This is a genomic window from Polaromonas potterensis, from assembly GCF_033446725.1.
Taxonomy (GTDB): Bacteria; Pseudomonadota; Gammaproteobacteria; order Burkholderiales; family Burkholderiaceae_C; genus Polaromonas.
Window position 1 is genome coordinate 1 of record NZ_JAWQLX010000015.1, and the last position, 11,668, is coordinate 11,668.

The window sequence follows — 11,668 nt, forward strand, 5'->3', positions numbered from 1 at the left end:
GAACTGGGCGCGAGTGAGGCGATGCGTTTCAAGGATGCGCCAGTGTTCATCGGCCACGGCCAGTTGAAAAACGGATTTTGCGAGATCGACGGCAACGGTAGTAGCATTCATGTCGGACTCCTTACGTTTGAAAGACCTGATCCCCATGCCCATGACGACCAGAGCGCCACTGTCGCGCAAACAAACGGGGGAGTCCATCCCATCATTCAAGCGGACCTGCCTTCTGCAGTTCGCTTAAGTCAAACGTTAGGCAGCAGACACCTAGATGGCCAGCGAACTGACGGTTACGATCTCAGTCGGTTTGAACCAGGGCAGAGCGTGGCCGAATGGGAAGCCAGTTAAGTCTGAGTCGATGAGCGACGGTCGCATGCGCCACATCTTGGAGGACGGTCGAGTTATGACCGTTGGCTCCGCTAACTACTGCTTGGATTACTTGTCCACTTGGGTAGACGCAGAGGAGGGCGAAACGTACGACATACGGATAGCAATTGCCGGCCTGTCTTCCATTAAAGGCTTCTTCGAGGCTTGGAACTTCGACATTGGGGAAGTGCGCAACTACGCTTTCGCAAAGACGGTCCGAATAACTCACCTTCAGACCGGTGAGATTTTCACTGGGGCAGAGTTGGAAGCTTCACTAAGATCGAAAGGCATAGATGAAGCTGAATAACAGGTTGCTCGACACGGAAACACAACTGCAGGCTGCGGCTCCGCCGCGTGGGTTGTGTTCTGGTCAGCTCCGACAAGGGATGACTGCTTTCATAGTCTGCTACCACTGCTCTGGGCACTGAATAGACAAGTACCGGTCCCAAAACAGGTTGATGCGTTCGCCATTGACCCAATGTCCGCTGGATATCCGGGCAATCGTGTTTCTGCATGGATGCCTCTACGCTTCCGGCGACACGCCCTGCGCCACCAGAAAACGCGCGACCATGTTGTAGGTGGCGATGGCGCTTGTCAGCTACACCAATTCGGTGATGTCGAAGTGCTGGCGCAGCGCCTCGAAAACCTCGTCGCTGACCTTGACGTCCAGCGTCATCTGCGCGGCGTACTGAATCACCAGTTGCTCGACGGCGCCCAGCGCCGGGTGGGTGGCGGTTTGCCGCGCATCGTCTTTCATCAGATCATCCAGTGCATCCAGCTCGGCCTGGATGCCCCGCAATCAGGAAGTCCGACGCGTGGTTTTTGTCTCCCCAGGCCCTGGTGGTCAGTGGTGCGATGAGCCGGGTTCATCTTTTGCAACCTGCGACGTGACTTGGCAAGGCCAGAGGCCCGCACCCTCACTGCAGCCGCTGCAGCAACTCCAGCGTTGGATACCCATCCGCCGGCAGCCCCACGCTGCCCTGATAACGGCGAATACCGCTTTGCGTGGCTGGGCCCATCATGCCGTCGGGCGTGCCGCTGTCGAAGCCGCGCGCATTCAGCGCCGTCTGCAGCGCCAGCAACTGGCTGCGGGACAGCGGCTGCATCTCACGCGGCCAGGATGCCTGCACCACCGGGCCGCCGGCCAGTGCCTGCGACAGCAGGCCGACGGCGAGTGCATAACTGGTTGAGTTGTTGTAGCGCAGGATGGTGCGGAAGTTGGCACCGACGATGAAAGCCGGCCCGCGCGCGCCGGCCGGCAGCAGGATGGCGCTGTCATGCAGCGCGGGCAAGGGCGCGCCGTCCACAGAGCGCACGCCCAGCTCCGACCAGGCCGAGGCCGGCTGCCGCGTGGCCGCATCGGCGAGCGCGTAATCGAAGCCCGGCGGCAAACGTACTTCCATGCCCCAGGGCTGGCCGGCCTGCCAGCCGGAGCGTGCCAGGAAGTTGGCGGTCGAGGCCATCACGTCGGGCAGGCTGCCCCAGATGTCGCGTCGGCCGTCGCCGTCGGCATCGACCGCATAGGCCAGAAAGTTAGAGGGCAGGAATTGCGTCTGGCCCATGGCGCCGGCCCACGACCCGATCATCTGCGCGCGGTCAATGTCCCCGTTCTGCAGGATCTTCAGTGCGGCGATCAGCTGGGTGCGCGCCCAGGCCTCGCGCCGGCCTTCGAAACCAAGCGTTGCCAGGGCGTCGATGGTCGGGATGTTGCCGACATGGCTGCCGTAGTTGCTCTCCATGCCCCAGATCGCCGCCAGAATTTCTGCCGGCACACCGTAGCGCGCTGCAGCGGCATCGACTGCGGGCCGCGATTGCAACAGTTTGTCCTGACCACGGACGATGCGCTGTGCCGACACCGCGCTGTCGAGGTAGTCCCAGACGGCGCGGGTGAACTCGGGTTGTGCGCTGTCGAGCTCGGTGACGCGCGGAATGAAATGGATGTCGTCGAAGGCGAGCCGCAGCGTTTCATCACTGATGCCGGCCGCGCGGGCAGTGGCGCTGAATTCGCTGACCCAGCGCGCAAATCGCTGGCCGGTGTCCGGCTCGACGGCGGCGGCGGGTGCAGGACGGGTCGCCACCGTGACGGTGGCGGGCGCGCCTGATTCCCGCACGGGTGCGACAGTGCACGCTGTCAGCGCCAAAACGGCCAGCAGCGCTGGAATGAGCTTGAGGCCCTTGGGCACAGGTAAACGGAGCAATGTTGGCATGTGTTTCATTTTCGGCCTTTCAGGGCCGATGGATGATCTGGGAGATTTAAGACCCCCGCCTTTACTGCGCGTTATTTGTCTATGCCTGTTCCTCGGGCGACACGCCCAACGCGACCAGAAACCGCGCGACCATGTTGTAGGTGGCGATGGCGCTGGTCAGTTCCACCAGTTCGGTGGTGTCGAAGTGCTGGCGCAGCGCCTCGAAGACCGCGTCGCTGACCTTCACGTCCAGCGTCATCTGCGCGGCGTACTGAATCACAAGTTGCTCGACGGCGCCCAGCGCCGGGTGGGTGGCGGCTTGCCGTGCATCGTTTTTCACCAGCTCATCCAGCGCATCCAGCTCGGCCTGGGTGCCGCCTGCGACCAGGAAGTCGGGCGCATGGTGTTTGTATTCGTAGGTGGCGCCGGTCAGCAGGGCCACCGTGCAAATACCCAGTTCGCGCAGCTTGCGGCTGGTCGGCAGGCCGGTGCGCACCGCGCCCAGGTAGACGTTCCAGGCGCGTGCCAGGGGCTCGCTCCAGAGCAGGGCCTTGTCCAGGTTGATCAGCGTGCCGCCGCGGCGTTTCAGGATGGCGTCCACCAGGTCCTGCGGTTGGGTCTTGAGGGCGGGGCTCCAGTCGGCGATACGCATGAATTGTCTTTCTCGGGTGAGTTAGGGTGAAGAGGAGGGCGGCGAGGTGAGGCCTCAGCGGATAATGCCCAGATGCTAATCCGATTTACCAAAATGCAGGGCGCGGGCAACGATTTTGTGATGCTCGACGAGACCCGGAAACGCCTGAACCTCACGCCCGGTCAGTACCGTTTTCTGGCCGACCGCCACTTCGGTGTGGGTGCGGACCAGATTCTGTCGGTGCGGCCGGCGAGCGATCCCGGCATCGACTTTGAATACGTGATCCACAACGCCGACGGCGGCGAGGTCGAACAATGCGGCAATGGCGCGCGTTGTTTTGTGCGTTTTGTGCGCGAGCAGGGCCTGACCACGAAAGACAAGGTGCGTGTCAAAACCCTGAGTGGTGTGATCGAGCCACGTCTGCAGCCTGACGGCCGCGTCACGGTGGACATGGGCGCGCCCATCTTCGATTTGCCGCGTGTGCCTTTTGACGACGCCGGTTTGACGCCCCAAGCCGTTCATTCATGGCATAAATGGCCTCTAGCCCTTGAGGGGCGGGCGCAAGCAGCTCCTGTTTTTGTAGCGGTTCTGTCCATGGGCAATCCGCATGCGGTGCAACTGGTGGACGATGTGGACACCGCGCCCGTGCTTGAAGTCGGGCCGCTGATAGAAAACCACGCACGTTTCCCGCGCCGCGTGAACGCCGGTTTCATGCAGGTGGTGTCGCGCAGCCAGATCCGCCTGCGGGTTTATGAACGCGGCGCCGGTGAAACCCTGGCCTGCGGCAGCGGGGCTTGCGCGGCGGTGGTCGCTGGCATACGCTTGGGCCTGCTGGACGCGCGAGTCGACGTGTGGACACGTGGCGGCACCTTGACCATCGAGTGGCAGGGCGGGCTGGACGCCAGCGCCGCACCGGTCTTGATGACCGGGCCGGCCACCACCGTGTTTGAAGCCGAGATCAACGTCCCCGACCATTTGTAGACTTGCCCGAACCGACGCACCTGATTTACTGGAAACCACAACAACATGAATCCAAGCGAACACTCCATCCAGAACCCGATCACCGAAGAAGACATTGCCAACTTCCTGGCCAACACGCCCGATTTTTTTGAACGCCATGCGGAGCTGCTGGCCACGGTTCAGCTCTCCAGCGGCCATGGCGGCCGGGCGGTGAGCCTGCAAGAGCGCCAGGCCGGCATGTTGCGCGACAAGATCAAGGGCCTGGAAGGCAAGATCGTCGAGATGATCCGTTACGGCCAGGAAAACGTGGGCATTGCCGACAAGCTGCAGCAATGCACGCTGAACCTGCTGCTGACCGCCCATGCGCGTGATTTGCCGGACACCATCGTGAATGAACTCAAGGCGGAGTTTTCGGTGCCGCAGGCGGCGATCAAGGTCTGGCACGTCAATGGCATTTTTTCTGACGAAAACTTTTCCACCGGTGTCAGCGAAGACACGCAAACCTTTGCCTCCTCGCTGAGCACGCCTTATTGCGGCGTCAACTCCGGCTTCGAGGCCGTCAACTGGCTGCCCGAGCCGGCGCAGGCGATGTCGGTGGCGCTGATTCCCTTGCGTCCCGGCAAGTCGCCGCAGGCGTTTGGCATGCTGGTGCTGGCCTCGCCCGATCCCGAACGTTTCAGCAGCAGCATGGGCACGGATTTCCTGGAACGTATTGGTGAACTCGCCGGCGCCGCCTTGTCGCGCCTGCGGCCCCAGGCCAGCTAGGTTTCACCGCCGCCATGGCCGAGCACGCCCCACCCGGACCGGTGCCCGACACCGACCCGCTGGTCGAGCGTTACCTTGAACATGTGCGTGTCGAAAAACGCCTGGCCCCGCGCACGGTCGAGCTGTATGCGCTGGACTTGCACAAGCTGCAGGCGCATTGCCTGCAGGCCGGCGTGGTACTGACTGGCGTACAAAACCAACACATGCGGCGCTGGGTGGCGCAAATGCACAGCGGCGGCCGCAGTGGCCGCGGCATCGCCCTGATCTTGTCGGGCTGGCGCGGCTTTTACACCTGGCTGGGGCGTGAAGGCCTGGTGGCCAGCAACCCGGTGCAGGACTTGCGCGCGCCCAAAGCCGCCAAGCCGCTGCCCAAGGCGCTGAGTGTGGACGAGGCGGTGCAACTGGCGGCCTACCAGGGCGATGAGGCATCCGATGACCCGGCCTTGCAGGCGCGGGACAGCTGTATCACCGAATTGTTGTACGGCTGCGGCCTGCGTATCGGCGAGCTGATCGGCCTGGATGCCGTCGCCGGCCCGCGGGCGCGTGGCTGGATCGATGTGCAGGCGGCCGAGGCGCATGTACTCGGCAAGGGTTCCAAGCGGCGCAGCGTGCCGGTGGGCAGCAAGGCGCTGCAGGCGCTGCAGGCCTGGCTGGCGTTGCGCAGCGCCTGGGCCAGGGACGATGCGGCCTTGTTCATAGGCCAGCGCGGCACACGCCTGACGCCACAGCACATCCGTGTGCGCCTGAAACAGCGGTCGCTGCAGGCCGGGCTGGCCACACCGGTGCATCCGCACATGTTGCGGCATTCGTTTGCCAGCCATGTGTTGCAGTCCAGCGGCGATTTGCGTGCGGTGCAGGAGTTGCTGGGCCACGCCAACATCAGCACCACGCAGGTTTACACCCGGCTTGATTTTCAGCACCTGGCCAAGGTTTACGATGCCGCCCATCCGCGCGCAACGCTGGACCGTGGCAAGCCGACGGACAAGCGTAAAGGCTGAGGGACTGGCGCAGGGACGGCTGCCCCTGCGTTCAGGCTGTAGCCAGGTAGTCCGGCACCATGAACACCGCGCGTTTGCTCGCGGCCGGTGTGCCGGCCAGGCGCTGCGCCAGCCGGCCCAGCACGATCTCGGCGTTAGGCCCCTGACGCGGCACCAGCGCATAGGCCACACGCACCTGGGCCACACAATCCACCGGCAGGCCTTGGTAAGGCATCAGGCAACGCGCGACGATGCGCGGCCCCAGGGAGGCGGCCTCTTCGGCCGAAAACGGGCCTTCCACCAGCATGCCAAAACGCTGCTCCGACAGGCGCGCCGCGCTGTCGATGTCGCGAGCCGTCGACAAGAGGCGTTCGGCCACACGCAGCGGCAAGTCCTGGGCGGCCTTGCGGCCAAAGTCGCGCTGGATTTGTTCGGTGTTGACCAGGTCGATCATCAGCACCGCGCCCTGGTGTTTGAATCGGCCCGAGCGCGCAATCATGCGTTCCATACGTTCGGCAAACACCGAGTCGTTGATCAGGCCGGTGGACGGGTCCACCCGGTCCAAGCCCTGGATGCGGCGCTTGTTTTCACGCTGCTGCTGGCTGCGCACCATCAGCACGACCAGCATGGCGGGCATTTGCAGCGCCATGCAGGCCAGGGCGGCCTGTTCGGTCAGCACACTCAGCGGCAGCCATTGCAGGTAACGACCTATGGCCAGTGCCAGGCTGAGGACAAACGGCAGGCTGCAAAGCAGCAGCCAGCCGCCAAAACGATCGCCGCGGCGCCAGGCCCAGAGGTTGACCCCCAGCATCAGCAACTGCGCCAGCACCAGGTAAGGCACGACCAGCGGGATGCGCAATTCGCTGTCGGTGATCAGCAGCGCCACCGACAAGGCGGCGCCGGCCAGCACGGCGGCCCAGACCAGGTGGTGGAGAAAGCGGGAGCGCTGAGCCAGCGACACCAGGGAGGCATTCAGCAGCAACAGCGCCATCAGCATCCAGGTGCCCAACACCACCAGCGAGCGGTCGGCCCAGCCCGGCGCGTCCGGCCACAGGTGCAGGGCCGCGACGCCGGTGATGGCGGCCTGTGTCAGGCCGATCAAGGTGGCGCAGAGGGCGTAATACAGATAAGCCCGGTCGCGCAGCCAGAGCGCGCCGGCCAGACCCACGGCGCAGCCCAGCAAGGCCAGGCCGAAATAAACCCCGAGAAACAGCGACACCTGCTGCTCGCCGCGCAAGACATGGCCGGAGCTGACAAAACGGATGGGCGCGCTAAAACCCTGGACGTTTTCCAGGCGCAACATGTATTGCGTCGGCTCCTCGGCATTGAATTCGACGGTCAGCAGCGGGTGGCGATGCGGCGTCGGCCACTGGTCGACCGCCGTCAGGTCGCCGGCACGTTGCTCGCGCCACAGGTCGGCGCGGTCCAGGCTGTAGAGCGAGGCCCGGTCCAGCGCCGGGTAGGGGATTTCAAGCAGCCAGCGTTCCGCGTCGGGCGCCGGCGGCACGGTAAAACGAATCCATAACGCCTGCCCGGGCTGCAGCGGGTAAATGCCCTTGAGCAAGGTGGGTTGCCAGTCCCGTTGCGGCTTGCTGGCGACCTGTTCGGCTGTCAGCGTGGCCTGCGTATCGATCCAGTAATCGCCCCAGTCCGCCAGGGCCACGGGCTGGGTTTTCGCGTCGAACTCCAGCACCTGGCGGGACTGGGCCGTCGGGCTCAGCAGGCCCAGCACCAAGCCCAGGCAGAAGCCGGTCAGCAAGCTGCGGGGCGACACCAGCCAGGCCCTGATGTTTGCAAGATGTGCTGAAAAGTGGCTAAAAATCATCAACTTATTGTCGCAAAATTCCTGGCTGTGACCACTGGCGGAGCGCCAGCCGCGACAATAGGGCCATGAAATCAATAAGCTTAAGAGAAGGCAAGGAGCGCTCCTTGCTGCGCCGCCACCCCTGGATTTTTGATGGGGCGATTGCCAAAGGCGGCGCCGACGCCGGTGAAACCGTGCGCGTCGAAGCGCATGACGGCCGGTTTCTTGGCTGGGCCGCGTTCAGCCCCAGCTCCAAAATCCGCGCCCGGGTCTGGAGTTTTGACGAGGCGGAACGTATCGACGCTTCATTTTTTTCAGCGCGTATCGCTCAAGCCATCAAGGCCAGGGGCTTGTTTGACATACAAAGCAATGGCCTGCGCCTGATCCACGGGGAGTCTGATGGCTTGCCCGGCCTGGTGGTAGACCGTTATGCCGACACCCTGGTGGCGCAGTTTTCCAGCTGCGGCACCGAGCGCTGGAAAAGCGTGATTGTCGAGGCCTTGTTGGCGCAAACCGGGCTCACACGCTTGTATGAGCGCTCCGACGCCAGCGTGCGTTCACTCGAAGGTTTGCCCGAAGCGACCGGCTGGCTGGCCGGCTCGGGGGGTACAGCCATCACACTCACCGAACACGACTGGCAACTGAGCCTGGATGTGGCAGAAGGCCACAAAACCGGTTTTTACCTGGACCAGCGCGACAGCCGTCGCAAGTTTGCCGACTACACACGTCGCCTGAAATTTCAGCGGGTGCTCAACTGTTATTGCTACACCGGTGGTTTCACGGTGGCGGCGCTGGCCGGCGGCGCGGCGCACGTGACCTCGATTGATTCCTCCGGCCCGGCGATAGAGCGGGCCAAAGAAAACGTGGCGCTCAATGGTTTTGATGCAGACCGAACCACCATGCTGGACGCCGACGTTAATGCGTCGCTGCGCCGGTTTCTGGCCGAAGGCAAAACCTTCGACGCCATCGTGCTCGACCCGCCCAAGTTTGCGCCGACGGTGGCCCATGCCGAACGTGCCGCCCGTGCCTACAAGGACATCAATCGCATCGCCCTGTCCATCCTGGCGCCGGGCGGCGTCTTGTTCACGTGTTCGTGTTCGGGCGGCATCAGCGCTGATTTGTTCCACAAAATTGTGGCCTCGGCGGGTATGGATGCGGGCGTGGATGCCTTTATCACCGAACGTCTGGGCGGTGCCCCGGACCACCCGATGACCGTGACTTTCCCGGAAGGGGAGTACCTGAAGGGCCTGGTCTTGCTCAGGAAGTGAATTTATTAAGAAAAAAAGGCCTGTAGCCCAGAAGGGGCGGGCGCAAGCAGCTATAAAAACAGGAGCGACGAGAGTGCTGGCAGCGCCGCCGGGCTTGACAGCGCCTGTAAAGTGCCGGATGTCAGGGGCGCCTATTCATGTCTTCGCATCAGGGCCTTGACTTGACCGCTAAACTCCCCACCTTTGGCAAGGCGCCACGGCGGTTTTTTCACCTGTTTTTCTTGAGGCAGACACCATGAGTTTGATTCCCGTAACCATCCTGACCGGCTTTCTGGGTTCCGGCAAAACCACGCTGCTCAAGCGTATCCTGACCGAGGCCCATGGCCAGAAAATTGCCGTGATCGAGAACGAGTTCGGTGAAGAAAACATCGACAACGAGATCCTGGTCAACGACACCCAGGAAAACATCATCCAGATGAACAACGGTTGCATCTGCTGCTCCATCCGTGAAGACCTGCGCGACACCTTGCAGTTGCTGGCCGAGAAAAAACGCAAGGGTCTGCTGGACTTCGACCGTGTGGTGATTGAAACCACGGGCCTGGCCGACCCCGGCCCGGTGGCGCAGACCTTTTTCATGGACGAAGAAATCGCCGAGCAATACCTGCTGGACTCGATTTTGACCCTGGTGGACGCCAAACACGCGGAAGGCCAGCTCAACGACCGCCAGGAGGCGCGTCGCCAGGTTGGGTTTGCCGACCAGATTTTCATCAGCAAGTCGGACCTGGTGGCCGAGGACGACGTCAAGGCGCTGATGCACCGCCTGACCCATATGAACCCGCGCGCGCCGCAAAAAACCGTGCATTTCGGCGAGGTGGCGCTGGCCGAGGTGTTTGACCTGCGCGGTTTCAACCTCAACGCCAAGCTCGACATCGACCCGGACTTCCTCAAGGCCGACGAACATGACCACGCCGGGCACGACCATGAACATGGCGAGCACTGTGACCACCCGTCGCATGCGCCTGAGCAAGGCCATCACCATCACCACGATGACGACGTCAAGAGCTTTGTGTTTCGCTCCGAGCGTGCTTTTGACCCGGCCAAGCTGGAGGACTTCCTGGGCGCCGTCGTCAACATTTACGGCCCGCGCATGTTGCGCTACAAAGGGGTGTTGAACATGGAAGGCACCGAGCGCAAAGTGATTTTCCAGGGCGTGCACCAATTGATGGGCAGCGATCTGGGGCCGGCCTGGGCCGAGGGCGAGATAAAAAACAGCAAGATGGTGTTTATTGGCATCGATTTGCCGAAAGATATTTTTCTCCAGGGTCTGGAGCAGTGCCTGGTTTGAGGTAGGCTGTCCGCACATTGCCTTTGAAAGGCGGGAGGGTCCTATGTTTGTCTCCATTCTCCAACGTTTAGACCTGCGAGCGTCACCGCACCCCGGTGTGCCGCTACAATCGCGCGCCGACTCCAATCCCAGGACGTCCCCATCAGGACGTCAGGGAGGAAAAGTCAGGGTAAGTACTGGCCTTGAAACTGCAGGGACGGCGGCAGACAAACCAGGCTATCAGGTAAAAGACAAGGCGGGGCCGACGAAAATCGGCCCAGTCCGGGGCCAGCATAAGGGCCATCCCGAAGCGGCCTCCCGAGGAGACACGAAGTGAAAGCTCAAGCCAAGAAGTCCAAGCTACCGGTCAAAGCCGCTGGAAAATCCGCCAGCAAAGCCAAAACCATGGTGAAAGCCGTGGCCAAGCCCGCGGCCTCAAAACCTGCTGTTAAAAAGCCGGCGTCGCCTGTAGCAAAAGCCAAAGTGAAGGTGGCGGTCAAGCCGGTGGCAAAACCACAGGCCAAACCCGTCGCCAAGTCCGCACCCGCTAAAAAAGCCCCGCCTGCCGCCAAAAAACTGGCGCCCCCCCAAGCGGCTAAAAGTCGTCCGGTCGCTCAACCTTTAAAAGTTGATAAATCGACCCGACCTGTTGTTAAACCCGCGGCAAAAGCCGCCAAGCCTGTCGCCAAACCAGTCGTCCTGAAACCGGCTGCGGCAGGCAAGGCCACCGCAAAATCTAAAGAAGTCATCATCAAAACGAGCAACACCCCGGCTGCCGGCAAAGCGGCGCCCAGCCCTGTAACCATCGCCGCAGCGCCAGCGCCGCTTCAGACCCCGGCGCTCAAGCCGGGACGCCGGGCTTCCCTGAGAAGTTCGTCGTTTGCCCCGCCGCCGGCGCCCATGGTGCCCACCCATTCACCGGATGCCGCCAAAGCCAGCTACTCGACCATTGCCGAACGTGTGATCGCGCCGCCTCCCCACGTGGCGGCCAAAAAAGATCCCAAGCTCGCCAACAACTGGAAGACCACGCCGGCCGAAGCCTTGACCGACGAAGAAGTCAAGGCCATGCCTGATTCGGAATACATGAACGAAAAGCAGCTGGCGTTTTTCCGTCACAAGCTGTCGCTTCTGAAGCAGGACATCCACAACAGCGCCGGTGAAACCACCGAACATCTGCGTGAAGACACCGTGGTGGTGCCGGATCCGGCAGACCGCGCGACCATCGAGGAAGAACACGCGCTTGAGTTGCGGACCCGCGATCGTGAGCGCAAGCTGCTCAAGAAAATCGAGCAGTCGATTGCACGCATCGACTCCGGCGACTACGGTTACTGTGACGAAACCGGCGAAGCCATCGGGGTGGGGCGTTTGATTGCCCGTCCCACGGCCAATCTGTCGCTGGAAGCGCAGCAGCGCCGCGAACTCAAGCAAAAAATGTTTGGTGACTGATTCTTTT

At 62.5% G+C, this 11,668-nt stretch carries 10 protein-coding genes and 1 pseudogene; 6 read left to right on the forward strand and 5 right to left on the reverse strand.

Features of this window, described 5'->3' with window-relative positions; all coding sequences use genetic code 11:
- The 4 genes and pseudogenes from R6254_RS20915 to R6254_RS20930 all read right to left on the reverse strand — a co-directional run.
- Positions 1-111 (reverse strand): annotated as a pseudogene (locus tag R6254_RS20915) (IS110 family transposase); the annotation flags it as partial.
- A gap of 847 nt (positions 112-958) precedes the next feature.
- Positions 959-1,159, reverse strand: coding sequence for a carboxymuconolactone decarboxylase family protein (locus R6254_RS20920; RefSeq protein WP_318409618.1), 201 nt, complete (start codon positions 1,157-1,159; stop codon positions 959-961).
- 118 nt (positions 1,160-1,277) lie between these two features.
- Positions 1,278-2,567, reverse strand: coding sequence for a lytic murein transglycosylase (locus tag R6254_RS20925; RefSeq protein WP_318409619.1), 1,290 nt, complete (start codon positions 2,565-2,567; stop codon positions 1,278-1,280).
- 79 nt (positions 2,568-2,646) lie between these two features.
- Positions 2,647-3,198: a carboxymuconolactone decarboxylase family protein gene (locus R6254_RS20930; protein WP_318409620.1), complete on the reverse strand. Its 552-nt coding sequence runs from the start codon at positions 3,196-3,198 to the stop codon at positions 2,647-2,649.
- A 72-nt stretch (positions 3,199-3,270) separates the two neighbouring features.
- Here R6254_RS20930 and dapF point away from each other — a divergent pair, with 72 nt between their 5' ends.
- Genes dapF through R6254_RS20945 form a run of 3 tightly spaced genes read left to right on the forward strand, consistent with a single transcriptional unit; the run spans position 3,271 to position 5,900 of the window.
- A complete protein-coding gene (dapF, locus tag R6254_RS20935) occupies positions 3,271-4,158 on the forward strand; it encodes a diaminopimelate epimerase (RefSeq protein WP_318409621.1) in 888 nt (295 codons plus the stop codon).
- A 45-nt stretch (positions 4,159-4,203) separates the two neighbouring features.
- Positions 4,204-4,902: a DUF484 family protein gene (locus R6254_RS20940; protein WP_318409622.1), complete on the forward strand. Its 699-nt coding sequence runs from the start codon at positions 4,204-4,206 to the stop codon at positions 4,900-4,902.
- Positions 4,903-4,916: 14 nt separating this feature from the next.
- Positions 4,917-5,900, forward strand: coding sequence for a tyrosine recombinase XerC (locus R6254_RS20945; protein WP_318409623.1), 984 nt, complete (start codon positions 4,917-4,919; stop codon positions 5,898-5,900).
- A gap of 31 nt (positions 5,901-5,931) precedes the next feature.
- Here the strand turns inward: R6254_RS20945 and R6254_RS20950 are convergent, their stop codons facing one another.
- Positions 5,932-7,704 carry a sensor domain-containing diguanylate cyclase gene (locus R6254_RS20950; protein ID WP_318409624.1) on the reverse strand — a complete coding sequence of 591 codons (1,773 nt, stop codon included), beginning with the start codon at positions 7,702-7,704 and terminating at the stop codon, positions 5,932-5,934.
- 65 nt (positions 7,705-7,769) lie between these two features.
- On the opposite strand from R6254_RS20950, the gene R6254_RS20955 reads away from it, so the two are divergent.
- The 3 genes from R6254_RS20955 (at position 7,770) to dksA (ending at position 11,661) form a co-directional block, all read left to right on the forward strand.
- Entirely contained in the window at positions 7,770-8,951 is a 1,182-nt protein-coding gene (locus tag R6254_RS20955; protein ID WP_318409625.1) for a class I SAM-dependent rRNA methyltransferase, read from the forward strand.
- Between the two features lie 235 nt (positions 8,952-9,186).
- On the forward strand, positions 9,187-10,236 hold the full coding sequence (locus tag R6254_RS20960) for a CobW family GTP-binding protein (RefSeq protein ID WP_318409626.1): 1,050 nt from the start codon (positions 9,187-9,189) through the stop codon (positions 10,234-10,236).
- 312 nt (positions 10,237-10,548) lie between these two features.
- Positions 10,549-11,661, forward strand: coding sequence for an RNA polymerase-binding protein DksA (gene dksA, locus R6254_RS21990; protein ID WP_412103205.1), 1,113 nt, complete (start codon positions 10,549-10,551; stop codon positions 11,659-11,661).
- The last annotated feature ends 7 nt before the right edge of the window (positions 11,662-11,668 follow it).